The organism is Bradyrhizobium sp. MI1.3, assembly GCF_055811695.1.
On sequence record NZ_JBVVPQ010000003.1, the window covers coordinates 84,250 to 108,367 of the forward strand.

The window sequence follows — 24,118 nt, forward strand, 5'->3', positions numbered from 1 at the left end:
TTAAAAAAACGCGGGGGGGTTAAAAAAACCGCGGTGGGGCTAAAAACCCAACCCCGGGCCCCCCCCCCCGGGGGGCCCCCCCCCCCCGGGGGCCCCCACCCCCTTTCCCTTCCGGTCCGCTTCGATGCGCATGATCCGCGCGCCGACGGATATGTCCGGCAGATCGAGCTTCATCGCGAACGTGTCGTGCTGCACCGTGCCGTCCGCGGCATGCGGATGGCGATCAACGTCCGCGTCAGCGACTTCATCGGCGTCGCGCTGCGCGGCAACGACGAGGCCCAGACCCTCGTCCTCGTGCATCGCGATCCCTCGCTCTCCATTCCGCTGCTGGTCAGCGCCGATGGCGACGAACTCGTTGAGGCCTGGGCGATCTGGAGCGAGCTGTTCGCGCTTCCGCAGCTCGACGAAGGCGCACGCCAACCCGCGCCGCGGCGTCGCCGCGCCAACGCGATCCGCCACCGCCGTCCGAAATTTCTGATGCGCCGCCGCACCGGTGTCGCACGCGAGTTGTCGGTGCATCGCGACGAGCGCGAGATCATCGCGCGGAGTTAGGCCGCTCGCAGCACCGCGTCGGCCAGCAAACCCGCAAAGAGCAACAGCCCCGCATCGCGATTCGAGTAGAACAGGCGCTTGCAGAGATCGCCGTCGCTGATATTCAGCCGCGCGATCTGCGAGGCCAGATGCACGGCGAAGGCCCCAAGTCCGAGCCAGGCCGGCCAGCGCGCATCGCCCGACGCCAGCGCCACGCCGATCAGCAGCATCGCCAGGCCGTAGAACAGGATCAGCGCCTGGTGCGTATGCGCGCCGAACAGGCGCGCGGTGGACTTGATGCCGATCAGCGCATCATCCTCTGCGTCCTGATGCGCGTAGATCGTGTCGTAGCCGATCACCCAGGAAATCGCGCCGGCATAGAGCACGAGTGCGGTGACGTCGATGCGCCCGAAGGTGACGGCAAATCCCATCAGGGCGCCCCAGGAGAACGCAAGCCCGAGCACGATCTGCGGCCACCAGGTGATGCGCTTCATGAACGGGTAGATCGCGACGATCAGCAGTGAGGCAATGCCGGTCAGGATCGCGAAGCGGTTGAACTGCAGCAACACCACGAGCCCGATCAGCGCCTGCGCGACCATGAAGGCCAGCGCCTGCTTCGCGCTCACCTGGCCCGACGGCAGCGGTCGCGAGCGGGTGCGCTCGACCTTGTCGTCAAGATCACGGTCGGTGATGTCGTTCCAGGTACAGCCTGCCCCCCGCATCACGAAGGCGCCGATGAAGAACAGGACGATGGTGAGCGGCAGCCCGCGGACGTCATGCGCCATGCCGGCGGCGAGCGCCGCCGACCACCAGCACGGCATCAACAGGAGCCAGGAGCCGATCGGACGATCAAAGCGGGACAAGCGCAGATAAGGCCGCGCCCATTGCGGCGCACGCGTATCGACCCAGTTGCCGGTGGAATCGGCAACTCGGGCGGATGTGTCGCTCATCGCGTCAGGACGTTGCCGTTGAGTGTATCGAAGGTGCTGCCGCCCTTCTTGCCGGCATTGGCCTCGGGCGCCGAGCCCGAACCCAGCACTTCGCTCAGCGACGGACCGGCCGGTCCGCGCGGCTGGTTCTGCATCTGCTGCGCGACGTTGCAGACCTTCGCCGTCATGGCCTCGGTGTTCTTGTGGCCGTCCTTCATCTGCGCGCCGACCTGCGCCGGAATCCCGCATTTCGAGGCGTTGGCCTCGATGTACTTGATCATCTTGGTCTCAGCCTGGCTGAAGTTGCGGATCAGCTTGCAGGCCTCGTCAGGTGGAGCGTGACGGTCGCTCGCGGCCTTGATCAGCTTGCCGCGCTTTTCGGCATCCTCGCGCAGAGGCATGAACGCCTTCATGCAGTCCTCGCCGGGACCGGCTTGCGTGGGGGGCGCGGCGGGGGAGGGGCCCGGGGCCCCCCCCCCCGCCCGGGCGCGGGGGGGGGGGGGGGGGGTGGGGGCGCCCCCCCCTCCCCCCCCCCCCCCCCCCCCCCCCCCCCCCCCCCCCCCCCCCCCCGCCGCGCGGGGGCCCGCGGCGGGCCGCCGGCCCCCCCCCCCCCCCCCCCCCCCCGACAGGCGCGGCGCCGTTTACGGGGAAGGACGATTGCGGCGCGCCGCCGACGGAGGCGACGGGCGCCGAGCCGTTCACGGGCGGAAACGCGGAACTTGTTGGGGCCTGGCCCGGCAGCGGCGCGGGGAAACCCTGCGCATAGGCACAAACGGCGCCCATCGTGACCATGGCGGCAGTGATCGGAACCATCAAATGACGGATCATCAAGGCAGTCTCTCCGGCAGGAGCTTGCGGGGTTCGGCGTCTTCCCAATTGAAGCGCAACCAGCGTGCTCGCGATTTTACGATTCCCGCCGGCCCTTAACAACCCGTTGAATAGGGCAGGAGCGCGGCGCGCCGACGCACCATTTTGGCAAAATTTACCCCGAAAGTACTGCTTTCGGTTAAGAACGGCGGCAAATTGGACTTTTGAACGATGCCCTCCCACGATTTCCGCGGCCCCCGCCTGTTCGTCGATGCCCCCCTGGCCCAGGATGGCAGGGTCGAGCTCGACCGCGACCAGAGCAATTATCTCGGCAATGTGCTGCGGCTTGCCGCCGGGGCCGAGGTCTTGGCGTTCAACGGCCGCGACGGCGAATGGCAGGCCGCCATCGAAGGCCGCAAGCGGCCGGACGGCCTCGTCATCCTCCAGCAGACCCGGCCGCAGGACAGGCTGCCCGACCTCTCTTACGTCTTCGCCCCGCTCAAGCACGCCCGGCTCGACTACATGGTGCAGAAGGCCATCGAGATGGGCGCTGCCTCGCTTCAGCCGGTTCTGACCCGGTTCACCCAAGCTTCCCGCGTCAATACCGAGCGGATGCGCGCCAATGTCGTCGAGGCGGCCGAGCAATGCGGCATTCTCAGCATCGCCACCGTTGCCGAGCCGGTGCCGCTGGAGCGCTTCCTGACCCAGCGCGCCGCTGGCAGGCTGCTGATCTTCTGCGACGAGGCGGCGGAGCTCGAAAACCCCATTCAGAGCCTGCAAGGCGCAGGCGCGGCAGAGGGAATCGACGTGCTGATCGGCCCCGAAGGCGGCTTTGCCGGGGAAGAGCGGGCGCTGCTGCTGCGGCAGCCGAATATCCTGCGGCTGGCGCTGGGACCGCGGATCATGCGGGCCGACACGGCCGCGGTGGCCGCGCTGGCGCTGGTGCAGGCGGTGCTGGGCGATTGGCGTGGCAAAATGGCCTGATGCCGATATTGGCCGACCGTTAAGCGATTGATCCTTTGGAGGTCGAAACCGCTTTCGGGCCATGCTAAGGCCTGCGGCAATTCGCTCCCCTTGCTTGCCCTGCCCGGTTCCACCGGGACGATGGACCCCGACATGACCGCGACTGCCACCTCAAATGCTGCCGGCTCCGCCGCCTGGGCGGACACGCTGCTGCTGTCGTTCGCGCAGGCGGGCTATGTCAGGGCCGAGCCCGCGATCCTGCAGCCGGCCGAACCGTTCCTGGATCTCTCCGGCGAGGACATCCGCAAGAGCCTGTACCTGACCACGGACCTCTCCGGCGAGGAGCTGTGCCTGCGCCCGGACCTGACCATTCCGGTGGCCCGCGACTATCTCAGCTCTGGCCGTGCCGGCCAGCCGGCCGGGTTCAGTTATCTCGGCCCGGTGTTTCGCTACCGCAACGGCCAGAGCAACGAATTCCTGCAGGCCGGCATCGAATCGTTCGGCCGCCAGGACCGCGCCGCGGCCGATGCCGAGATGCTGGCGCTGGCGCTGGAGGCGACCGCCGCCTTCGGCGTCGGCGACGTCGAGATCCGCACCGGCGACGTAGCGCTGTTCAACGCGCTGCTCGACGCGCTCAACCTCTATCCGGTCTGGCGCCGCCGCCTGGTCAAGGATTTCAACCGCAAGATCAGCCTGGAGCAGGATCTGGAGCGGCTGGCAGCCGCGACGACCGCGACCCGCAGCGAATATGAGGGCGTGCTCGCGGCGCTCGCAGGCTCCGACCGCAAGGCGGCACTCGCTTTCGTCACCGATCTGATGTCGATCGCCGGCACCACCAATGTCGGCGGTCGCACCACCGCCGAGATTGCCGATCGCTTCCTCGAGCAGTCGACGCTGAAGGGCGGCGCGCTGCCGCGCGAGGCCATGGCCGTGCTCAAGCGTTTCCTGTCGATATCGGGTAACCCCGATGACGCCGTCGCCGAGCTGCGCGCGCTCACCAATGACGCGAAGCTCGACCTCAGTGCTGCGGTCGACCAGTTCGAAAGCCGGGTCGGCTTCATGGCCGCGCGCGGCATCGATGTGAAGGGGACGCGCTTTTCGACCGCGTTCGGACGCGGGCTCGATTACTACACCGGCTTCGAATTCGAGCTGCATCACCGCGGCAACGGCGCCGAGCCGCTGGTTGCCGGCGGCCGCTATGACGGGCTGATGACCCAGCTTGGATCGGCCGAGCCGATCCCCGCAGTCGGTTTCTCGGTCTGGGTGGATGCGCTGACCCGGATCGGCCGCAAGGTGGGAGCTTAAGTCATGAGCGCGCCATTCGTTCTGGCCGTTCCCTCCAAGGGCCGCCTGCAGGAAAACACCGAGGCCTTCTTCGCCCGCGCTGGGCTGAAGCTGTCGAAGGCGGGCGGCGCCCGCGACTATCGCGGCACGCTCGCGGGTCTCGACAATGTCGAGGTCGCCTATCTCTCGGCGAGCGAGATCGCCTCGCAGTTGTCCCGCGGCTCGGCGCATCTCGGCGTCACCGGGGAGGATCTGGTGCGCGAGACCATCGCGGACGCCAACAAGCGCGTCTCCCTGATCGAAGGCCTCGGCTTCGGCTATGCCGACGTCGTCGTCGCGGTGCCGCAGGCGTGGATCGACGTCCGCACCATGGCCGACCTCGACGACGTCACCACCGGCTTCCGCGAGCAGCATCACATGCGGATGCGGGTCGCGACCAAGTTCATCAACCTCACCCGCGCCTTCTTCCAGAGCCAAGGCATCACCGATTACCGCATCGTCGAAAGCACGGGCGCGACCGAAGGCGCGCCGGCCGCCGGCAGCGCCGAGTTGATCGTCGACATCACCACGACCGGCGCGACCCTCGCCGCCAACGGATTGCGGGTGCTCGACGACGGCGTGATCCTGCGCAGCCAGGCCAATCTGGTCGCCTCGAGAGACGCCGATTGGTCGCCGCAGGCGCGGGAGACCGCGCGAATCATCCTCGATCACATCGCGGCGCGGGCGCGGGCCAACAAATACCGCGAAGTTCGCACCCGCTTCCGCCAGTGCGACGCGGCCATGCTCACCGAGGCCCACGAGCGCTTCGGCGTCGAAGCCCCGTTCGGCGGACCGACCTCGTCGGGCATGCTCACGCTGCACTGCCCGCCGGGCCAGCTCTACGCACTCGCGAGCTTCCTGCGCGGGCATGGCGCCGAGACCGTCTCCGTGGTTTCGCTGGATTACGTGTTCGACCGGGAGAACCCGCTGTTCGCCAGGCTCGAGGCGTTCCTGCGGCAGTGAGCCCAAAGTTTGTTGAGCAATTCCGTTCAGCGTAGCGACAGCAAACGGCAGCTACCATATGCTGTCGGGATGACCTTGCAAGAAAACCTGATCGCCTCTGGAACCTTGATCCATGACGCTGGGCTCTGACGTTTCCGGCATGACGACCACCGCGGCCAGCGCCGCCGCGAAGGGACTGTCGATTGTCGTCCCGCTCTACAACGAAGCGGCGGGCCTCGCCGCCCTGCACCAGCGCATCTGCGATCTCGCAAAGACCTTGCGGCAGCGCTATCGCCTGGCTTGCGAGATCGTTTATGTCGACGACGGCAGCGCGGACGCGACACTGTCGATCGCCCGCGCACTGCCGGCCGACGCGGTCGACGTCCAGGTGGTGTCGTTGTCGCGCAATTTCGGCAAGGAGGCCGCGCTGATGGCCGGCCTCGACCATGCCCGGCTCGGCGCGGTGCTGTTCATGGACGGCGACGGCCAGCATCCGCCGTCGCTGGTCGAGCGACTGGTGCGGCACTGGATCGAGGACGGCTACGACGTCGTCTATACCGCCAAGGCGCATCGCGACAACGAGCCGTTCCTGCGGCGGCTCGCCGGGCGCGGCTTCTATGCGCTGATCAATTGGGGCGCGCGCCAGAAGATTCCGGAAGACGCTGGCGATTTCCGCCTGCTGTCGCCCCGCGCCGTCGCAGCACTGAGGCAGCTGCCGGAGCGCAACCGCTTCTTCAAGGGCCTCGCGAGCTGGATCGGCTTCCGCCAGATCCGCGTCGATTACGAGCCCGCACCGCGCACCCATGGCGTGACAACCTTCAGCGCCGCGCGTCTGCTTGGTCTTTCGATCGAAGGCGTCACCTCGTTCTCGGTGGCGCCGCTGCGCTTCGCCAGCCTGCTCGGCGTGATCCTCGCCGGCGGAGCGTTCCTGTTCGGTCTGTCGATCCTCTGGGAGGTCTTGACCACCGGCAAGCAGGTGCCCGGCTATCCCTCACTCGTGATCGGCCTGATGACGATCGGCGGCGTGCAGCTCATCATGATCGGCATCGTCGGCGAATATATCGGCAAGATCCTGTCCGAGCTGAAGGCGCGCCCGATCTACTTCGTCGCCGAGCACAGTGAAAAGCATTTCGAGACCGACAAGGCCCAGGATGCTTCAAGCCTGGACGCCTCGAAGAGGACGGCGGCCGAATGAGCGCGGCCGCGCCGCCACGGCGGATCTGGCTCTGCGCCGACGATTACGGCATCAGCCCGGGCGTCAATCGCGCCATCCGCGACCTGATCGAACGCGGCCGTCTCAACGCGACGTCGGTAATGATGGTGGGACCTGCGGTCGAGCGCAGCGAGATCGAGGCGCTCCAGGCGGCGGCGCAAGCGAGCCCGCGCTGCGCGATCGGATTGCACGTGACATTGTCGGCACCGTTCCGGCCGCTCACCATGCATTTCCGCCCGCTCGACGGCGACATGTTTCTCCCGTTTCCGAAGCTGCTCCGCGCCGGTCTTGCGCGAAGGCTCGACCGCGAGTTCTTTCGCAACGAGGTCAAGGCGCAGCTGGCAGCCTTCGCGAAAGCGTTCGGGCGCGCGCCTGACTTCGTCGACGGTCATCAGCATGTGCAGCTCTACCCGCAGGTGCGCGACGGCTTTGTCGACGCAGTCGCCGAAGCCGCGCCAAAAGCCTGGGTGCGCCAGGGCGGCCGCGACCTGCCGTTGCTGCAGCGGCTGGCCTCGCCGAAAGCCATGGTGCTCGATATCCTCAGCGCGCAATTCTGCCGCCGTGCCGGCAGCGCGGGCCTCAGCTTCAATCCCGGTTTCGCCGGCGCCTATGATTTCACGCAGGCCGCCGATTTCGGTGCGCTGATGCGGCAATTCCTCGAAGGCCTGCCGGATGGCGGCCTCATCATGTGTCATCCCGGCTTCGTCGACGACATCCTCACCGGGCTCGACCCGATGACGGATGTCCGCGAACGCGAGCACGCCTATCTCGCCGGCGATGCCTTCGCGCGCCTGCTGACGGACAGCGGCGTCACGCTGGGGTGAACCGGTGGAAGTTTGCGAGAAAGCCGCCCGCGAGGCAGCTTGTCGCATACCGAAATTTAATCCTGCCGGCACTGTTGGGGCCACAATGGAACCCTACATCTGCCTCGCGCTTGTTTTGCGCAAGGGAGACTGACCATGACGCCGCAGGAACGCCAGCTCGTCGACGAGCTTTTCGATCGGCTTTCGAAACTGGAAAATGCACCGCGCGATCCCGACGCGATCGCCGCAATCTCCGACGGCCTGCGCAAGGCCCCCGGCGCTGTCTATGCGCTGGTTCAGACCACGCTGTTGCAGGACGAGGCGCTGAAGCGCGCCCACAACCGCATCCAGGAGTTGGAGGCGGGGCAGGCGCCCGAGCAGGCGCAGTCCGGCGGTTTCCTGGACACCATGCGCGACACGCTGTTCGGCGGGGGTCCATCGCGCGGCTCGGTTCCGAACGTACCGCCGCGTGACTCGCGGCCGGTCTGGAACAGCGGCCAGGCGATGCAGCAGCCTCAGCCCGGTTACGGCCAGCCGCCTTATGGGCAGGCATACGGTCAGGGTCCAAATCAGGGTCCAGGCCAGGGCTATGGCGCGCCGCCGGTCGGCGGTGGCGGCTCGTTCCTCGGCACGGCGGCGGCAGCCGCGGCCGGCGTCGTCGGCGGCTCGCTGCTGCTGTCCAGCATCCGCGGCATGATGGGCGGACCGCACCAGCAGGCTTTTGGCGACACCAATGCCCTGGGCGACCGCAGCGCTGGTGGAGGCCCCTGGAGCGGCGGCGACCAGTCCGGCGGATCGCTCGCGCGCGATGCCGGCCTCGACGACATCGGCTCGAACCGCGACCGCGGCGATGCGTCCCGCCAGGGCTTCGCCGACCACGCATCGAACGACGACCAGAATTACAACGATCAGAACGACAATGACGACAATGTCGACCTCGCCGACGACAGCGATTTCGGCGGCGGAGACGATGGCGGCAGCGATTACGCCTGACGCTTCTTACCCGGTGCTCCAAACGAGAACGGCCGCCGATGAGGCGGCCGTTTTTGGTTCCGAGCACTATGCGCCTACATCACGACGACCTTGGTGCCGACGTTGACGCGGCCATAGAGATCGATGACGTCTTCGTTGCGCATGCGGATGCAGCCCGAGGAGACGTTGGTGCCGATGGTCCAGGGCTCGTTCGAACCGTGGATACGATAAAGCGTCGAGCCGAGATACATCGCGCGCGCACCGAGCGGATTTTCCGGGCCGCCTTCCATATGCCTCGGCAGGTCGGGACGGCGCGCGATCATTTCCGCCGGCGGCGTCCAGGCAGGCCATTCGCGCTTGGCCGTGATCGACTTCACGCCGGACCAGGTGAAGCCGGGACGCCCGACGCCGATGCCGTAGCGCATCGCACGACCGCTGCCCTCGACCAGATAGAGGAACTTGTTCGGCGTATCGACCACGATCGTGCCGGCGCTTTCGTTGCCGCTATAGTCAACGAGTTGTTTCTCGAATCTCGGATCGAACTGACGCTGCCGCGGATCGACCGCCTCCTGCTGGAGACCTGCGCCCTGTGTCTGCGGCTCGCCCATCGGCGGCAGGCGACGCTGGTCATAATAACCAGGCTGCTGTTGGTACACCGGCTGCTGCGGAGCGTAGGCCGGACCGCGGCCGGGCCCGTCGCCGAAGATGAACTCGATGAAGCCGCCGCCCATGTTCGAATTGGAGGCGACACGCACCGGCGCAGGCGGCACCTGCGGCTGGTACAGCACCGCGGGCGGATCGTTCGGCACGCTATTGTCGAAGGCGCTGGCGCTGTTGACGCCGGCAATGAAGGTGCAAGCGCTGCCAAGCAGCGCAACAGACATTTTCTTGAACATCGACGTACTCTGTACTGTTTCGTCTAGATCACATGCGTCGTGGCGAGGTGATGGCTGATCCGCACCCGCGACGTGGTCAATAAAGAGCAAAAGCCGTTTTGTTTGGTAAACGGAAACGCCATTTCGATTCACCACGTCGTCGGCAGCGGTGCAATTTGGCGATCAGCGTTTATTTTCGATGAACGCCGCGCACGCATGGTTAATCGCCCGTTTGCAAGCCGTCGCGCACAACCGCACGACAGTTCCGGCTGTGAACTTCGTGTTAAATCGCTTCTGCCTACAAAGACGCGTGAGTGAGGTGGGGGGAGTTCTTGATGGCTATTCACCGCAAACGTTTTCGTGTCGAAGAGGCTATTGTCGGCGAGATGCCAAGCCCCGAAATGATTGAGGAGGCTGCGCCGATGCATAGCGAGATCATGGCCGAGTTGCGTGCGATCCGTGCACAGATGGCGAAGGGCACCGTGCCCTTGTCCGGCAGCGCCGCCATGGCGGCGATCGACGCCTCCACCGCCCATGAGCTCTCCGAAGCCCGTACCATGCTCGATACTTACCGGGCGCAGATCGAGCAGTGCGAGAAGCTGAAGGTCGAGCTCGACCTCATCCACGACGCCATCGACCGCACCAAGCGCGAGATCGCGACACTGCATGGCAAGAGCTTCGACGGCGGCGAAATGGCCAAGGTCAATGGCGAGCTCGGCGCGGTCGTCGGCGGCACCGAACAGGCGACCCAGCAGATCCTCGAAGCCGCCGAGTCGATCGACCAGGCGGCCAGCGCGATGGCCAAGGTGCAATCGGCCGATCAGCAGAAGCGGCTCGCCGACGATATCCAGGAACGCGTCATCTCGATCTTCGAAGCCTGCAACTTCCAGGACCTGACCGGCCAGCGCATCAGCAAGGTCATGAGCACGATGAAGTTCATCGAGCAGCACATCAATTCCATGATGGAAATCTGGGGCGGTGTCGACGCGATCAAGTCCCACGTCGTGCCGCAGGTCGACACCCGCAGCGACGACGACAAGCTTCTCAACGGCCCGAAGCTCGCCGGCGACGTCGGCCACGCCTCGCAGGACGACATCGACGCGCTGTTCGACTGAGCGGACGCGACGCTACGGAAAACAAAACGGCGGCGAGAGCCGGCGTTTTTTTGTTTTGGACGTCATTGCGAGCGAAGCGAAGCAATCCAGATTGTGTCCGCGGAGGCAGCCTGGATTGCTTCGTCGCTTCGCTTCTCGCAATGACGAGTGGCTAGGCCGGCGCCGCGATCACGCCCTCGGCGCGCAGCGGACGTAGACCATATTGCCGTAGCGGGTGGCGGCGTCCTTGTCGATGAAGCGGGTGATGAGGACGCGACCGTCGAAGGAGACGATCTCGCGGTCCTGCTCGCCGGGCGTCGGACCCGCCGGCCCGATATAATTCTTGCCGCTGGGCGACCCCTTCAGCCGCAGCTCCTGCGGTGTTGCCTGGTCCGCCAGATGCATGATCACGCCGCCGGAGGAGCCGGCGGTGATCACGTAAGGATTTTTGCATTGGGCCCGGGCGGCAGCCTCGGTGCGGGCGCGGTCGGCCGGGTTCTGGAACGAGGCGAGGCCCCAGCGCCCAACGATCTCGTCGGCGCGGATCGACGCGGGCATTTCCGGACCGGTGCCGGGCTCGGCCTCGGGGGGCGGTGAGGACGAAGAAAAGGACGGCAGGCTCATGCCGCCGCCGCAGGCGCCAAGCAGCAGCGCCAGGCAAGAAGCCGCCGCCAGATTGGCGACCGTGCGCGCGTGAGCTGAACTGATCATGGCATTCCCCCGGACAGAACCATGGCCGCACCCCTTCCGCAGCCAAGCGCAAAACCGCTGCCGGAGCAATGACGTCCTTTAATACGCCGGCGCCCCGAACAAGTTTCCAATGTCACCATCCTATATCCGTCTCACCAATCGCTTAACCACCTTTGCTTGACAGGATCGCGGCCAAGCCATATTCCCGGACGCACCATTAGCACTCTGAAAGATGGATTGCTAACGCGCGCCGATCGATCCTCGGGAAGGGTGGACGGAAGCGCCGCCCGCCCACTTTCACTCCTTCCGAAGCGAGCCTCCAAAGGGAAACGTCATGACTAAATCCAAATTTCGTCCGCTGCATGACCGTGTCGTGGTCAAACGTATCGACGCCGAGTCAAAGACCAAGGGCGGCATCATCATTCCGGACACGGCCAAGGAAAAGCCGTCCCAGGGCGAAGTCGTCGCCGTCGGCCCCGGTGGCCGCGACGAGGCCGGCAAGCTGATCCCGATCGACCTCAAGGTCGGCGACCGTGTGCTGTTTGGCAAGTGGTCGGGCACCGAGGTCAAGATCGACAACGATGAGCTCCTGATCATGAAGGAGTCGGACATCATGGGTGTGATGGCCTAAGGCCAGACGCCTGAACGGCCGCTGAATGCATGCCCGGGTCACTCGATCCGGGCATGCATCATTCCGCCGGGTTCGATCGCAGATCCCGGAATGAGGCCACCCAATAAACAAGACACATCACGAAAATAGAAGAGGAATTGCAGACCATGGCTGCCAAAGACGTCAAGTTTTCCGGAGACGCGCGCGATCGCATGCTGCGCGGCGTCGACATTCTCGCCAACGCCGTCAAGGTGACGCTCGGCCCGAAGGGCCGCAACGTGCTCATCGAGAAGTCGTTCGGCGCGCCCCGTATCACCAAGGACGGCGTCACCGTCGCCAAGGAGATCGAGCTCGAGGACAAGTTCGAGAACATGGGCGCCCAGATGGTGCGTGAGGTCGCCTCCAAGACCAACGACCTCGCCGGCGACGGCACCACGACCGCGACCGTGCTGGCCCAGTCCATCGTGCGCGAAGGCGCCAAGTCGGTTGCCGCCGGCATGAACCCGATGGACCTCAAGCGCGGCATCGACATCGCGGTCGCGGCCGTCGTCAAGGACATCGAGAAGCGCGCCAAGCCGGTCGCCGCCTCCTCCGAGGTCGCCCAGGTCGGCACCATCTCGGCCAACGGCGATGCCGCCATCGGCAAAATGATCGCGCAGGCGATGCAGAAGGTCGGCAACGAGGGCGTCATCACCGTCGAGGAGAACAAGTCGCTCGACACCGAGGTGGACATCGTCGAGGGCATGAAGTTCGACCGCGGCTATCTCAGCCCCTACTTCGTGACCAACCCCGAGAAGATGACCGCCGAGCTCGAGGACGCCTACATCCTCCTGCACGAGAAGAAGCTGTCCGGCCTGCAGGCCATGCTGCCGGTGCTTGAAGCCGTGGTGCAGTCGGGCAAGCCGCTCGTCATCATCGCCGAGGACGTCGAGGGCGAGGCGCTGGCCACCCTGGTCGTCAACCGCCTCCGTGGCGGCCTGAAGGTCGCCGCCGTCAAGGCGCCGGGCTTCGGCGACCGCCGCAAGGCCATGCTCGAGGACCTCGCGATCCTCACCGGCGGCCAGCTGATCTCCGAAGACCTCGGCATGAAGCTCGAGAACGTCACGGTGAAGATGCTTGGGCGCGCGGGCAAGGTGGTGATCGACAAGGAGAACACCACAATCGTCAAGGGCGCCGGCAAGAAGCCGGAGATCGAGGCCCGCGTCGGCCAGATCAAGGCCCAGATCGAGGAGACCACCTCGGATTACGACCGTGAGAAGCTCCAGGAGCGTCTCGCCAAGCTCGCAGGCGGCGTCGCGGTGATCCGCGTCGGCGGCGCCACCGAGATCGAGGTCAAGGAGAAGAAGGACCGCGTCGAGGATGCGCTCAACGCCACCCGCGCCGCGGTGCAGGAAGGCATCGTCCCCGGCGGCGGCGTCGCGTTGCTCCGCGCCAAGAAGGCGGTCGGCCGTCTGACCAATGCCAATGCCGACGTCCAGGCCGGCATCAACATCGTGCTGAAGGCGCTGGAAGCCCCGATCCGCCAGATCTCCGAGAACGCGGGCGTGGAAGGCTCGATCGTCGTCGGCAAGATCCTGGAGAACAAGTCCGAGACCTTCGGCTTCGACGCCCAGACCGAGGAGTATGTCGACATGGTCGAGAAGGGCATCATCGACCCCGCCAAGGTGGTGCGCACCGCGCTCCAGGACGCCGCCTCGATCGCCGGCCTGCTGGTGACCACCGAGGCCATGGTCGCCGAGTCGCCGAAGAAGGACGCCGCGCCCGGCATGCCGGCAGGCGGCGGCATGGGCGGCTTCTAAGGCCCGCCCGTTCCATTGCAGTGTTGCGAAGGCCGCCTCCGGGCGGCCTTCTTTTTTGGCAATCGTGCCCCGTGCTTTCCAATTCAACCGGCGGCCAAAACCCACTACGGTGACGCCCGATTCGAATTGTTTGGGCATGATCTGATCGGAAAACCGCTTCACATTTTTCCGGATCATGCCCCATTGCCTCAGGGATTTCCTCGATGCGCGCGCTTGTGTTTTGCTCCACGGCCGTTCTGACGGCTCTGCTTGCAGTTTCGCCTGAGGTCGCATCCGCCCAGATGAAGCTGTCGCCGAAGGCCACGGCGCCCGGCGGCGTCGAGACGCGCTATTTCACCTCGATCGACGGGCTGATGGACGGCAATGCCGACGTGATCCTGAAGGAGACACGCCAGGGCAAGACCGTCACCGCAGCCGTGCTCGACGTCTGTTATCCCGTCGCGAAGAATTCCGACCGCAAGGACCGCTTCGTCGTCAATCTCCAGGTCGCCGGCCAGAACCTGACGGGTACGACGCAGAGCCTCGGCGCGAAGGCGCCGGTCACCGTCAAACTGCTGCGCAAACAGGCCGGAGACACCTTCGAATTCCGCGGCCAGATCAGCATCGGCCAGGCCGTGACCGAGGTCACCTCACCCGACAATTCCGATCTCAGCGAGAAGGAATTCCTCGACAACCAGACCTCCGACGACGGCATCACGCCGCAGCCGAAGGATTTCACCGACGTCTCGCCGGAAGCGATCGCGGTCAAGGTCAAGCTGGATGCCGCGACCGAGTTCCTCAAGAGCCTGAAGGGCCAGGACGTCGAGGTGACGCTGGCGAGCCTCACCGTCGGCTGCGACGCGCTGCGCGCGGGCGAGCAGACCATCAACATGTCGGTCGATCCGGAGCGCGCCAGCGCGCTGCTGGCAAAATTCAAGGCGACGCCCGGCGTCACCGCCGCGGGCTGGACCGCGGGCATGACCGAGATGGACCGCACCATCCGCATTGCCGCCGCCGATTGGCGCGAGGGCGACAAGATCAACCGCGACAAGCTCGCGGCCGCGGTGGCCGGCGTGCTGAGCAGGACGCTGGCGGCAAAGCCGGTCTCACAAGGCTTCAACCCGGCGACCGGCAAGCTCAAGCTGGTGTTCAAGCGGCCGAACCAGGATTTTCCGGCGCTCGAGCTCACCGACACGATCGAGGTCGCGGGCCTCGTCTCGCCCGACAAGCCCGGCACGACCGACAAGCTCATGCTCTGGGTCGGGAATCCCGTGACCACGACCACCGACGAGAGCAGCGGTGCCAAGCTCAATCTCTCGGACGAAGCGACCGCCGACGAGGAAGGCGATCAGCCCGACGACAACGGTTCGGTCGAGGCGCTCGCCAAGGAGCTGAAAGGCCAGCGCTGGGACGCCGACAAGTCGGTGTGGAAGTAGCCCGCTGAACTATCGTGCCCCGGACGCAGTGCGGCACGTCAGTGATGCTGCTGAGCCGGGGCCCAGAAGCCGCGCACGAGATCGACGATAGATAACTGGGTCCCGGCTCTGCGCAGCAGCGTTGCACGCTGCAGCGCGTCCGGGACGCGAGAGATCTAATTCCCGTTGACGCGGAAGCGCAGCGGCTTGGGGCCGACGAGCGTGAGCACGTCGCCCTGGCGCTTCCAAGTCTCGACGCTGCCCAGCGCTGCAACGAGATCGTCGTCGGCCTGGGCCCGCGCCGGCGGGCAGGAGCGGTCCTGGATCTGGCCGGGCACGAAGATCACGGTGTTGCCGGCGACCGAGAACTGGCCCTTGCCACCCTTGCACCAGAGCTCCAGCACGACCTCGCCATTGTCGCCGATCTCGATGTTTGGAATCCGCTTCGAGCCCGGCTGCGGCAGCGCCTCCAGCGTCATCTCGGTGCCGAACGGAAAACCGTCCTCCGCACGCGCGAGCGTGGACATCGCCAGCATTGCAACCGCCGCGCACACCGTCTGCCTGAACGAAACCATGAGACCTCTCGACCGACCTGATTTGCGGCACCTTCTATAAGACGGCGGCGCCGTTGAGAAGGTTCGCCCATGCACGACGCAAAAATCCCCGCGAGGACCAACCTCGCGGGGATTTGCGTCGAAGGCGGGCGTGGCCTGCTACTTCAGCACCATCGCCGTGAACGGCCAGACATAGGCCTGCAACGTCACGAACACGCCGACCAACGAGGCCAGCACGATCGAGTGCCAGAACACGAAGCGCAGGATCGTGCCCTCATGGCCGTACCAGTTGGTCGCGGTCGAGGCGACCACGATCGACTGCGCGTCGATCATCTTGCCCATTACGCCGCCGGACGAGTTCGCCGCAGCCATCAGGATCGGCGACAGGCCGAGTTGCTCCGAGGTGATCTTCTGCAGGTTGCCGAACAGCACGTTGGAGGCAGTGTCCGATCCCGTCAGGGCCACGCCCAACCAGCCGAGCAGCGTGCCGAAGAAGGGATAGAGCACGCCGGTTGCGGCGAAGGCGAGGCCGAGCGTCGCGTCGACGCCGGAGAGCCGCGTCAGCGTACCGATCGCGAGCATCGCCGAGATCGTGATCAGCGAGATCGCGCACAGCCGGATGGTACGCCCGTATTCCGTCAAGAGCCGGCCAGGACCGACGCCCATCAGGAAGCCTGAGATGATCGCCGCAATCAGCATGCCCGTGCCGGTGAAAGAGAGATAGGTGAAGCCGAACACCGCGCTCTCTTTCGTCGGCCCTGGCGCGACCGGCGGCATCTTGTTGATCATCTGATGCAGCTCGGGAACGGGATAGTTCCAGGTGAAGATCGAATTCGCCCAGGTCTTGAATCCACCATTGCCCCAGATCAGCATCACGATACAGACGATGATCCACGGCAGCAGCGCGCTGAACAGCTCGCTCTGCGTCAGCGGCGTCTTGTCCATCGGTTTTGCCGCAGCCATGGTGGCGGCCGATTCATCGCGGCCGCGCAGCGCGGGGGACAGCCAGAGCTGCCTCGGCTGCCAGACCTTCAGGAACAGGATCAGCGCGCCCATCGAGATCAGCGATGCGCCGATGTCGACGATCCAGGGATTGATGAAGTTCGAGATTAAGAATTGCGGGACCGCGAACGACACGCCGGTGACCAGGATCGCCGGCCAGACATCCTTCATGCCCTTCCAGCCCGCGAACGCCCACACCACCCAGAACGGCACGATCAGCGAGAAGAACGGCAATTGCCGGCCGACCATCGCGCCGAGGATATAGGGATCAAGCCCGGTGACCGAGGCCAGGCCCTGGATCGGTGTGCCCAGCGCGCCATAGGCGACCGGCGCGGTGTTGGCGATCAGCGACAGGCCGCTTGCTGCAAGCGGCGAGAAGCCGAGGCCGATCAGGACGGCGCCCGTGATCGCGACCGGCGTGCCGAAGCCCGAGGCACCCTCGAAGAACGCGCCGAACGAAAACGCGATCAGCAGCAATTGCAGCCGCCGGTCCTCGGTGACGCCGCCGACCGCGCGCTTGAGCAATTCGAAGCGTCCGGTGCTCACCGTCACCTGGTAGAGGAAGATGACGTTGAGAACGATCCAGCCGATCGGGAAAAAGCCTGTCACGATGCCCAGCACCGAGGCGCGGATCGACATGTTCGCCGGCATGGTGAAGACGAAGATCGTGATCAAATTGGCCACGATCACGGCGACGACCGCCGCGATATGAGCCTGGACGCGGCCGCTCGCGATCAGGACCAGCAATGTGACGACAGGGACTGCCGCCGCGATCGTCGACAGCACGGGGCTGTGCAACGGGTCATAAACTTGATTCCACATGATCTTCCTCCCCCACGCATGTGTGCTGCAGGCGGCCCGCGTGGACAGCCGATCCTGCTTGACGCTGAAGCGATAACCCCCGAGCCGGACGCGAATTCCTCGCGAATGCAGCGGTTCCCGTCCGCTCACAAGCTCGCGAAATCCCGGAGGCCCCCACCCCGCGCCGATGAGCCCCATGCTAGGGTTGCAAGCTGCGACAAGCCAACGCAAATTGCAGGACTCGCGACTTTAGTCTAAGCGCGCCGATTTCCGTCGTCCCAGGTCTTTGGCCCGGGCAGTTGTGCACATCCCCTCAGGAGACAGAGCTCTGTGAAGAACATCAGCGCCACGCTCGCGATCGTCTGGCGAATCGCCGCCCCGTATTTCCGATCGGAGGACAAATGGGCCGGCCGCGGTCTGCTCGCCGCGGTCATCGCGATGGAGCTGGCGCTGGTCGCGATCGACGTCCTGGTCAACCAATGGCAGAACCGGTTCTACAGCTCGCTGCAGGCAAGCGACTGGGATAGCTTCGTCAGGGAGATCTGGATCTTCATCGGCCTCGCCTCCGCCTTCATCGCGCTGGCGGTCTACAAGCTGTATCTGAACCAGTGGCTGCAGATCCGCTGGCGGCAATGGCTGACCCGGCACTATCTGGGCGAATGGCTGCAAGGCGCCACCCACTACCGCATGCAGCTCAAGGGCGATGCGGCCGACAACCCGGACCAGCGCATCACCGAGGACGTCAAGAACTTCGTCGAGCAGACCCTGACCATCGGGCTCGGCCTGCTCTCGTCGATCGTGACGCTGTTCTCCTTCGTGATCATCCTCTGGGGGCTTTCCAACGCCGCGCCGTTGCACCTGTTCGGCGCCGACCTCATGATCCCCGGATATCTCTGCTGGGGCGCGTTGGTCTACGCGATCTTCGGCACGGCGCTGACGCACTGGATCGGTGCCCCGCTGGTCAATCTCAATTTCGAGCAGCAGCGCTTCGAGGCCGACTTCCGCTTCAACCTCGTCCGCGTCCGCGAGAATTCCGAGCAGATCGCGCTGCTCAAGGGCGAAGGCGCCGAGCGCGGCCGCCTGCTGGATCGCTTCGGCTTCGTGATCGGCAATTGGTACGCCATTATGAGCCGTACCAAGCGCCTCACCGCGTTCACCGCGAGCTATCAGCAGGCCGCCGTGATCTTTCCCTACGTGCTGGTGGCGCCGGCCTTCTTCGCCAAGAAGATCCAGCTTGGCGACATGATGCAAACCGCTTCCGCCTTCTCGAGCGTACAGGGCGCATTGTCGTTCTTCGTCACGGCGTACCGATCGCTGGCGGAATGGCGCTCGATCGTCGCCCGCCTCGACGGCTTCGAGATGTCGGTCGATGCGGCCGCGCACCTGCCGCCGCACGAGCCTGCGATTGCCCTCAAGGCCGCCGGCGGCAATCGCAATATCGCCCTCGAACAGCTCTGCGTGAACCTGCCGAGCGGCACGCCGCTGGTCGCCGCCGACGCCTTCTCCGTCCAGACGCCGGAGCGCGTGCTGGTGACCGGACCGTCCGGCTCCGGCAAGTCGACGCTGTTCCGGGCCATCGCCGGCATCTGGCCGTTCGGCACCGGCACCATCTTCGTCCCGGAAAAGGCGAAGCTGATGATGCTGCCCCAGCGCCCCTATTTCCCGGTCGGCGTGCTGCGCGACGCGGTGGTCTATCCGGCCGCGCCGGGCGCGTTCGAAACCTCACGCGTCAGGGATGCGCTGATCGCGGTCGGATTGCCTGACCTGGCCGAGCGTCTTGAGGAGGACGGTCATTGGAACCGGATGCTGTCGCTCGGCGAGCAGCAGCGGCTCGGGCTCGCCCGCGCGCTCCTGCATGCGCCGGACTATCTGTTTCTGGACGAGGCCACGGCCTCGCTGGACGAGCCGTCCGAGGCCCGCCTGTACCGGCTGCTGGCGGAGAAGCTGCCACAGGCCACCCTCGTCTCGATCGGCCACCGCTCGACGCTGGAAGCCTTCCATACCCGCAAGGTGACGATGGTGAAGCACGGCGCGATCCACGTCCTCGGTGACGGTGGTGTGCCGGTCGAGAAGGAGCCGAGCGCGGCGCGCTGAGACGGCTCGACCAAGCCCTGAGGCTATCGCCCTTCGTTGCGGCCATCCTTCGAGACGCCCGCCCTTGGCGGGCCCTCAGGATGAGGTCTGTCCTCGCGGTGAAAACCGTGCCCCCTCATGGTGAGGAGCCCGCCGGAAGGCGGACGTCTCGAACCATGCAGGCCCTCAGCCTGCGCCCCAAAAGTCCCAAAGCAAAAGGGCGGCAGGTTGCCCTGCCGCCCTCATCAAGTCGCTTCGGGAAGAAGCTTACTTCAGGTTGCTCATCGCCGTCAGGTCGAACGACAGCTTGGCAATGCCGGCCGCGCCGCACCAGTTGGATCCAGCGCCGCCCGGATTGATCGCGGTGACGTTGGTGGTGCCGGTGGCGTTGAAGGCGCTGGTGAAGGCGTTGCAATCACCCTTGTTCAGGTCGGTGTCGGAGTAACGCAGGTCCAGCGTGAACACCTTGTAGGTGAAGCCGATGCCGATGTTCCAGGTGTTGTAGTCCTTGTAGGGGATACCGTTGGCGAAAACGGTGCCGACGCCGGTGCCGTAGAAGGCGTCCGAAGTTCCGAACCACTGCCGGCCGAACTCACCCGACACGTACATGCCCATGCCGGAGGGACCGAAGGCCGTGCTGGGCGCCGTGTATTTGGCGGTCAACGAAGCGTAGTTGCCCCAAGCACCCGAGTTCAGGAAGTTCGGCGAGTAGTACTCGGTCGCGCCGACCGTGAAGCTGTCGTTGATGGTGTAGTTCACCTTGCCGTAGACTTCGACGAAGCTGACGTCCTTCTTCATGACGTTGCCGTCGGCGAGGAAGATCGTGGTCGTGCTGACGCCGCAGACGTTGCCGCCGGGAATGCCGCCGGTGAGCACGTTGTCGGCGCAGCTGCCGCCCGGATACAGGTAGCCCCAGACACCGATGTCGAACGCGAAGGCGCCGAAGGTCGGGCGGATACCGCCGTAGATGTCGACTTCAGCAGCGGCGCGATTGGCGAAGGAGATGCTCTCGGCGGACACGCCGACGTAGAGCTGGAGGTCCTTGTTGACGTTGTAGCGCGGCTCGAAATAGGCCGCGACCGACGCTTTGTGGTTCGACTGCGTGACGCCGCGGAAGATGTAGTCGCTCATGATGGCGCCGCCGAAGGCGATATCCCAGGGATCGAACGCAACCACCGGGGCCTTCTTAGCCTTCACCGCCATGTCTGCCGCGAAAGCCGAGCCCGTCACCATTGCCAGCGCCGTTGCCAACAAAGCCACTTTTTTCATTTCGATCCCCATCACCAGTTCTATGACCCCAGCCGGATCCCGGAAGCCCCCGGAACGCACGACCTGATTGCAAATTTCGTAACTGCGGCAATCTGGATGGAGTGGCGCAAACCGAGAAGCAAAAAACGCGGGCATCTGCCGACTTTTTGGGCGTTCTGACGATTCCACGGCAGGTTGTCAGCCTGTGTGTCTTCTCGAACACATTATTTGCAATCCAAAGTGCACTGGGAGGCCCGGGTTAGTACGGGTCCTGCGGTACCGTGCTGCCCGCGCCACGAATCAGGCTGCTTCCGGACAAGACCATCCCTCGCGGCCCGTCTCGCCGATGCAAAAAGGCCGCAGCATCACCGCTGCGGCCTTCCTGTTGTCGATCATGGTCGTCGGATTGGACCCAGCCCTTTGGCCTAACCTTGGGCCTGAACCTTGGGCCTAACCTTGTCCTTCGGCCGGCGTCGAGTCCGCAGAAGACGAAGGCATCGCCCAGCTTGTCTCGGCGGCGGGCTCAGGAGCCGGAGCTGCCGGCGTTGACGGCTTCGGCGCGGGAGCTGCCTTCGCCTTCTTCGGCGCCGCTTTCTTCGCAGCCTTCTTGGCGGCCTTTTTGGGCGCAGCCTGCTTAGCGGCCTTCTTGGCCGCCTTCTTCGGCGCGGCCTTCTTCGCAGATTTCTTTGTAGCCTTCTTGGCAGACTTCTTCGCAGACTTCTTGGCTGCCTTCTTTGCGGTCTTCTTCGCCGCTACTGCCTTCTTGGCCTTTTTGGCCTTCTTGCTTTTTTTCTTCTTCGCTTTCGCCATCGTGGTCCTCCTGTTGCCGCCGAACAATGGTCGATCGGGTGTCTTCAGCCGTCACCTCCGGACGAAAGCTCAGCCCTCGAAAGCTCGGTCTTCGAAAGCTCAGTCTTGCGCGTTCAATGCCGGCCGCGACCCGCCCGTAGCCCAATCGAGAAGCTCAATCGTGTGTACGACCGGAACTGACGTGCCACTGGCAATCTGCACCATGCAGCCGATATTGCCTGTGGCAATCATGTCCGGCTTGACGCTCGCGATGTTGGCGACCTTGCGATCACGCAACCGGCCCGCAAGCTCGGGCTGGAGAATGTTGTAAGTCCCCGCCGAACCGCAACACAAATGGCTCTCGGGCACATCTTTCACCACGAATCCGTTATTGGAAAGCAATTCTTTCGGAAGGCCCGTGATTTTCTGCCCGTGCTGCAACGAACACGCCGAGTGATAGGCGACGACGATGTTGTCCTGTCGCGCCGTGGCCGCGAGTCCAAGGCCGGCGACATATTCAGTGATGTCCTTGGCGAGCGCAGAGACCTTCGCCGCATCGGCGGCAAGCGCAGCGTCCTCGCGCAGAAGGTAGCCGTAGTCCTTGATCACGGTGCCGCAGCCGGACGCGGTCACCAGGATGGCGTCGAGCCCCTCGCCGGCCGCTTCCGCGCGCCACGCCGCGACATTGGCGCGAGCCCGCGCCAATGCGTCCTGGTCGTTGCCGAGGTGATGAGTCAGCGCGCCGCAGCACTGCTCGTCCCTGACCAGGACGACCTCGATGCCGTGGCGCGTGAGGAGACTGATGGCAGCCTGGTTGATGCGCGGCGCCAGCACCTGCTGGGCACAGCCCTGGAGCAGCGCGACCCGGCCGCGCTTCTTGCCGAGAGCCGCGAACACACTGCCGGCGGCGGGCCCCGGCGGCGGCAGCCGGCTCGGCGCCAGCGCCAACATCGCCTTCAGGCGCAGGATCAGGCCGGGCGTCGCCGACGGCCGGGGCGTCGGCAGGAACGCGGCCAGCGGGCGGGCCAGCCGCGCCAGCACCATGCTGGCGCGGAAACGCTGCGGGTCCGGCAGGACGAAGGCCAGCACCCGGCGCAGCAGCCGCTCGGCCAGCGGCCGCTCGTAACGCTGCTCGATCCTGACCCGGGCCTGATCGACCAGATGCATGTAATTCACCCCCGAGGGGCAGGTCGTCATGCAAGCCAAGCACGACAGGCAGCGGTCGACATGTTTGACCACTTCGGCGGTCGGCGTCTGGTCCTTCTCCAGCATCTCCTTGATCAGATAGATGCGGCCGCGCGGGCTATCGAGCTCGTCGCCAAGCAGCACATAGGTCGGGCAGGTTGCGGTGCAGAAGCCGCAATGGACGCAGGCGCGCAGGATCTTGTCGGCTTCCGCGATGTCGGGATCGGCGAGCTGCGCGAGTGAGAATTCGGTCTTCATGCCGCAACGCCCCGCGACAGCCGGCCCCGGTTGAGGATGGTCTTCGGATCGAAGCTGGCGCGGACCCGCTCGCTCAAGGCGGCAAGGCCAGGGCATTGGGGGTGGAATACATCGATCGTGCGCCTGATGTCCTCGGCCGCCCGGATCAGCGTAGCGTGCCCGCCGGCCGCATTTGCACGTTCGCGCACGGCCGCGGCATGCGCGTCCGGCTTCGGTGGCAACGCCGCCCAGATCAGTCCACCACCCCAATCGTAGATCAATTCGCCGCCGGTCTCGCGCGCCAGCAGCGTCCCGAGCGCCGCGCCCGACGCCGGCGGACAGACGATCCGCCAGACTGGCCACGCCCCCAGCGCGCCGTCAGCCGCGAACGGCAGGACGTCGCGGATCGTGGTCCACAGCGCCGCTGACACCGTGTCCTCGACGAGAGTTGCGGTTCCGAACGGCGCCAGCAATTCGCGCAGCGAGCCGGCACGGTGAGCGGCCGAGGCGGTAATGCCCTCGAGCCGCAGCACGGTCAGCGCCTCGCTTTGGCCTGCGATATCGCCGAGACCTTCGATCTTGGTCTGGAACGCCGATGTCGGCAGATGCGCGGCCCCGGAGACGTCGAAGGGCGAGCCGAGCGCCGCCGTCATCGCCTTGTTCGCGGCGGCATCGTCGAGCCCGCGCAGCAACAGCGTCCGCTCCGCCTCCGGCTTCGGCATCACCTTCAGCGTGACCTCGGTCATGATCGACAGCGTGCCCCAGGAACCCGCGAGAAGCTTACAGAGGTCGTAGCCCGTGACGTTCTTCACCACCTTGCCGCCGGTCTTGAAGCTGTCGCCGAAACCGGAGACAGCATGCGCCCCAAGCAGATGGTCGCGCGCCCCGCCCGCCTTGATCCGGCGCGGACCGGCCAGGCCAGCCGCGATCATGCCGCCGATGGTGCCGAGCGCGGGCGTGCCGAGCAGCGGCGCGGTGTTCATCGGCTCGAAGGCGAATTGCTGGTTCTTGGCATCGATCAGCGACAGCACGTCGGCCAGCGGCGCCCCGGCCTGGAGCGTGACAATGAGTTCGTTGGGCTCATAGGCGGTGATGGCATTCAGCGCGGAGACGTCGAGCACGGCGTTGGTCGCCATCGCATGACCGATGGCACGCTTGGAGCCATGGCCGATGATCTCGAGCGGCTGCTCATTGGCAATCGCCGCGCGCACCACCTCTTCGACGTCTTTGGCGTCTCGTACCTTGAGCGTATCCACGCCTGTAGCGGGTACCGAAGTTTGCAGC

General features: G+C 65.5%; 22 protein-coding genes and 1 pseudogene. 12 read left to right on the top strand and 11 right to left on the bottom strand.

Going from position 1 to position 24,118, the window contains the following annotated elements; genetic code table 11:
- Positions 1-33 precede the first annotated feature (33 nt).
- A complete protein-coding gene (locus tag AC0L3A_RS02760; RefSeq protein ID WP_473253593.1) occupies positions 34-552 on the top strand; it encodes a DUF6101 family protein in 519 nt (172 codons plus the stop codon).
- On the opposite strand, the gene ubiA is transcribed toward AC0L3A_RS02760, so the two are convergent.
- From ubiA to AC0L3A_RS02775, 3 genes and pseudogenes are all read right to left on the bottom strand, one after another.
- Positions 549-1,481, bottom strand: a complete 933-nt coding sequence (gene ubiA, locus AC0L3A_RS02765; RefSeq protein ID WP_007596935.1) for a 4-hydroxybenzoate octaprenyltransferase — start codon at positions 1,479-1,481, stop codon at positions 549-551. The genes AC0L3A_RS02760 and ubiA overlap by 4 nt on opposite strands.
- Positions 1,478-2,089, bottom strand: coding sequence for a hypothetical protein (locus tag AC0L3A_RS02770; RefSeq protein ID WP_473253594.1), 612 nt, complete (start codon positions 2,087-2,089; stop codon positions 1,478-1,480). Before AC0L3A_RS02770 ends, ubiA begins: the two co-directional genes overlap by 4 nt.
- Positions 2,070-2,288 (bottom strand): annotated as a pseudogene (locus AC0L3A_RS02775) (hypothetical protein); the annotation flags it as partial. The pseudogene AC0L3A_RS02775 and the gene AC0L3A_RS02770, both read right to left, overlap by 20 nt.
- A 210-nt stretch (positions 2,289-2,498) precedes the next feature.
- On the opposite strand from AC0L3A_RS02775, the gene AC0L3A_RS02780 reads away from it, so the two are divergent.
- The 6 genes from AC0L3A_RS02780 to AC0L3A_RS02805 all read left to right on the top strand — a co-directional run bounded on the left by AC0L3A_RS02780 (position 2,499) and on the right by AC0L3A_RS02805 (position 8,504).
- The gene (locus AC0L3A_RS02780; protein ID WP_007596940.1) at positions 2,499-3,251 is read left to right on the top strand and encodes a 16S rRNA (uracil(1498)-N(3))-methyltransferase; all 753 of its coding nucleotides are present in this window, start codon (positions 2,499-2,501) and stop codon (positions 3,249-3,251) included.
- Between the two features lie 132 nt (positions 3,252-3,383).
- Positions 3,384-4,535 (top strand): ATP phosphoribosyltransferase regulatory subunit, encoded by a 1,152-nt coding sequence (locus tag AC0L3A_RS02785; RefSeq protein WP_473253557.1) that lies wholly within the window; start codon positions 3,384-3,386, stop codon positions 4,533-4,535.
- A gap of 3 nt (positions 4,536-4,538) precedes the next feature.
- On the top strand, positions 4,539-5,516 hold the full coding sequence (gene hisG, locus AC0L3A_RS02790) for an ATP phosphoribosyltransferase (protein WP_473253560.1): 978 nt from the start codon (positions 4,539-4,541) through the stop codon (positions 5,514-5,516).
- Between the two features lie 112 nt (positions 5,517-5,628).
- Positions 5,629-6,690, top strand: a complete 1,062-nt coding sequence (locus AC0L3A_RS02795; RefSeq protein WP_007596946.1) for a glycosyltransferase family 2 protein — start codon at positions 5,629-5,631, stop codon at positions 6,688-6,690.
- Entirely contained in the window at positions 6,687-7,532 is an 846-nt protein-coding gene (locus AC0L3A_RS02800; protein ID WP_473253562.1) for a ChbG/HpnK family deacetylase, read from the top strand. Before AC0L3A_RS02795 ends, AC0L3A_RS02800 begins: the two co-directional genes overlap by 4 nt.
- A gap of 135 nt (positions 7,533-7,667) precedes the next feature.
- Positions 7,668-8,504, top strand: coding sequence for a DUF2076 domain-containing protein (locus AC0L3A_RS02805; RefSeq protein ID WP_007596950.1), 837 nt, complete (start codon positions 7,668-7,670; stop codon positions 8,502-8,504).
- Between the two features lie 74 nt (positions 8,505-8,578).
- Here AC0L3A_RS02805 and AC0L3A_RS02810 read toward each other — a convergent pair whose 3' ends face one another.
- A complete protein-coding gene (locus AC0L3A_RS02810; protein WP_007596951.1) occupies positions 8,579-9,379 on the bottom strand; it encodes a L,D-transpeptidase in 801 nt (266 codons plus the stop codon).
- A gap of 314 nt (positions 9,380-9,693) precedes the next feature.
- On the opposite strand from AC0L3A_RS02810, the gene AC0L3A_RS02815 reads away from it, so the two are divergent.
- On the top strand, positions 9,694-10,473 hold the full coding sequence (locus AC0L3A_RS02815) for a protein phosphatase CheZ (RefSeq protein ID WP_007596952.1): 780 nt from the start codon (positions 9,694-9,696) through the stop codon (positions 10,471-10,473).
- A gap of 168 nt (positions 10,474-10,641) precedes the next feature.
- Here AC0L3A_RS02815 and AC0L3A_RS02820 read toward each other — a convergent pair whose 3' ends face one another.
- Positions 10,642-11,163 (bottom strand): hypothetical protein, encoded by a 522-nt coding sequence (locus tag AC0L3A_RS02820; protein ID WP_007596953.1) that lies wholly within the window; start codon positions 11,161-11,163, stop codon positions 10,642-10,644.
- A gap of 313 nt (positions 11,164-11,476) precedes the next feature.
- Between AC0L3A_RS02820 and AC0L3A_RS02825 the strand changes: the two genes are divergently transcribed.
- From AC0L3A_RS02825 to AC0L3A_RS02835, 3 genes are all read left to right on the top strand, one after another.
- Positions 11,477-11,773 (top strand): co-chaperone GroES, encoded by a 297-nt coding sequence (locus AC0L3A_RS02825; protein WP_007596954.1) that lies wholly within the window; start codon positions 11,477-11,479, stop codon positions 11,771-11,773.
- Between the two features lie 146 nt (positions 11,774-11,919).
- Positions 11,920-13,551, top strand: coding sequence for a chaperonin GroEL (gene groL / locus AC0L3A_RS02830; protein ID WP_027520435.1), 1,632 nt, complete (start codon positions 11,920-11,922; stop codon positions 13,549-13,551).
- A gap of 203 nt (positions 13,552-13,754) precedes the next feature.
- Positions 13,755-14,966 carry a hypothetical protein gene (locus AC0L3A_RS02835; RefSeq protein ID WP_354201630.1) on the top strand — a complete coding sequence of 404 codons (1,212 nt, stop codon included), beginning with the start codon at positions 13,755-13,757 and terminating at the stop codon, positions 14,964-14,966.
- A gap of 155 nt (positions 14,967-15,121) precedes the next feature.
- Here AC0L3A_RS02835 and AC0L3A_RS02840 read toward each other — a convergent pair whose 3' ends face one another.
- Positions 15,122-15,520 (bottom strand): META domain-containing protein, encoded by a 399-nt coding sequence (locus AC0L3A_RS02840; protein ID WP_007614988.1) that lies wholly within the window; start codon positions 15,518-15,520, stop codon positions 15,122-15,124.
- A 138-nt stretch (positions 15,521-15,658) separates the two neighbouring features.
- On the bottom strand, positions 15,659-17,323 hold the full coding sequence (locus tag AC0L3A_RS02845; RefSeq protein WP_007596960.1) for an L-lactate permease: 1,665 nt from the start codon (positions 17,321-17,323) through the stop codon (positions 15,659-15,661).
- 309 nt (positions 17,324-17,632) lie between these two features.
- On the opposite strand from AC0L3A_RS02845, the gene AC0L3A_RS02850 reads away from it, so the two are divergent.
- Complete coding sequence (locus tag AC0L3A_RS02850) at positions 17,633-19,396, top strand: ABC transporter ATP-binding protein/permease (RefSeq protein ID WP_007596961.1); 1,764 nt, start codon at positions 17,633-17,635, stop codon at positions 19,394-19,396.
- A 246-nt stretch (positions 19,397-19,642) separates the two neighbouring features.
- On the opposite strand, the gene AC0L3A_RS02855 is transcribed toward AC0L3A_RS02850, so the two are convergent.
- The 4 genes from AC0L3A_RS02855 to AC0L3A_RS02870 all read right to left on the bottom strand — a co-directional run bounded on the left by AC0L3A_RS02855 (position 19,643) and on the right by AC0L3A_RS02870 (position 24,090).
- The gene (locus AC0L3A_RS02855; protein ID WP_007596962.1) at positions 19,643-20,644 is read right to left on the bottom strand and encodes a TorF family putative porin; all 1,002 of its coding nucleotides are present in this window, start codon (positions 20,642-20,644) and stop codon (positions 19,643-19,645) included.
- Positions 20,645-21,073: 429 nt separating this feature from the next.
- A complete protein-coding gene (locus AC0L3A_RS02860) occupies positions 21,074-21,433 on the bottom strand; it encodes a hypothetical protein (RefSeq protein ID WP_007596963.1) in 360 nt (119 codons plus the stop codon).
- Between the two features lie 99 nt (positions 21,434-21,532).
- Positions 21,533-22,855 (bottom strand): glycolate oxidase subunit GlcF, encoded by a 1,323-nt coding sequence (gene glcF / locus AC0L3A_RS02865; protein ID WP_354128665.1) that lies wholly within the window; start codon positions 22,853-22,855, stop codon positions 21,533-21,535.
- Positions 22,852-24,090: an FAD-binding protein gene (locus AC0L3A_RS02870; protein WP_473253565.1), complete on the bottom strand. Its 1,239-nt coding sequence runs from the start codon at positions 24,088-24,090 to the stop codon at positions 22,852-22,854. The genes glcF and AC0L3A_RS02870 overlap by 4 nt, the downstream gene beginning before the upstream one ends.
- Positions 24,091-24,118 lie beyond the last annotated feature (28 nt).

Excerpts from the sequence above, each read along its gene's own strand:
- ubiA (WP_007596935.1), bottom strand. The coding sequence starts at position 1,481 with ATGAGCGACACATCCGCCCGAGTTGCCGATTCCACCGGCAACTGGGTC.
- AC0L3A_RS02780 (WP_007596940.1), top strand. The coding sequence starts at position 2,499 with ATGCCCTCCCACGATTTCCGCGGCCCCCGCCTGTTCGTCGATGCCCCC.
- AC0L3A_RS02785 (WP_473253557.1), top strand. The coding sequence starts at position 3,384 with ATGACCGCGACTGCCACCTCAAATGCTGCCGGCTCCGCCGCCTGGGCG.
- hisG (WP_473253560.1), top strand. The coding sequence starts at position 4,539 with ATGAGCGCGCCATTCGTTCTGGCCGTTCCCTCCAAGGGCCGCCTGCAG.
- AC0L3A_RS02795 (WP_007596946.1), top strand. The coding sequence starts at position 5,629 with ATGACGCTGGGCTCTGACGTTTCCGGCATGACGACCACCGCGGCCAGC.
- AC0L3A_RS02800 (WP_473253562.1), top strand. The coding sequence starts at position 6,687 with ATGAGCGCGGCCGCGCCGCCACGGCGGATCTGGCTCTGCGCCGACGAT.
- AC0L3A_RS02805 (WP_007596950.1), top strand. The coding sequence starts at position 7,668 with ATGACGCCGCAGGAACGCCAGCTCGTCGACGAGCTTTTCGATCGGCTT.
- AC0L3A_RS02810 (WP_007596951.1), bottom strand. The coding sequence starts at position 9,379 with ATGTTCAAGAAAATGTCTGTTGCGCTGCTTGGCAGCGCTTGCACCTTC.
- AC0L3A_RS02815 (WP_007596952.1), top strand. The coding sequence starts at position 9,694 with ATGGCTATTCACCGCAAACGTTTTCGTGTCGAAGAGGCTATTGTCGGC.
- AC0L3A_RS02820 (WP_007596953.1), bottom strand. The coding sequence starts at position 11,163 with ATGATCAGTTCAGCTCACGCGCGCACGGTCGCCAATCTGGCGGCGGCT.
- AC0L3A_RS02825 (WP_007596954.1), top strand. The coding sequence starts at position 11,477 with ATGACTAAATCCAAATTTCGTCCGCTGCATGACCGTGTCGTGGTCAAA.
- groL (WP_027520435.1), top strand. The coding sequence starts at position 11,920 with ATGGCTGCCAAAGACGTCAAGTTTTCCGGAGACGCGCGCGATCGCATG.
- AC0L3A_RS02835 (WP_354201630.1), top strand. The coding sequence starts at position 13,755 with ATGCGCGCGCTTGTGTTTTGCTCCACGGCCGTTCTGACGGCTCTGCTT.
- AC0L3A_RS02840 (WP_007614988.1), bottom strand. The coding sequence starts at position 15,520 with ATGGTTTCGTTCAGGCAGACGGTGTGCGCGGCGGTTGCAATGCTGGCG.
- AC0L3A_RS02845 (WP_007596960.1), bottom strand. The coding sequence starts at position 17,323 with ATGTGGAATCAAGTTTATGACCCGTTGCACAGCCCCGTGCTGTCGACG.
- AC0L3A_RS02855 (WP_007596962.1), bottom strand. The coding sequence starts at position 20,644 with ATGAAAAAAGTGGCTTTGTTGGCAACGGCGCTGGCAATGGTGACGGGC.
- AC0L3A_RS02860 (WP_007596963.1), bottom strand. The coding sequence starts at position 21,433 with ATGGCGAAAGCGAAGAAGAAAAAAAGCAAGAAGGCCAAAAAGGCCAAG.
- glcF (WP_354128665.1), bottom strand. The coding sequence starts at position 22,855 with ATGAAGACCGAATTCTCACTCGCGCAGCTCGCCGATCCCGACATCGCG.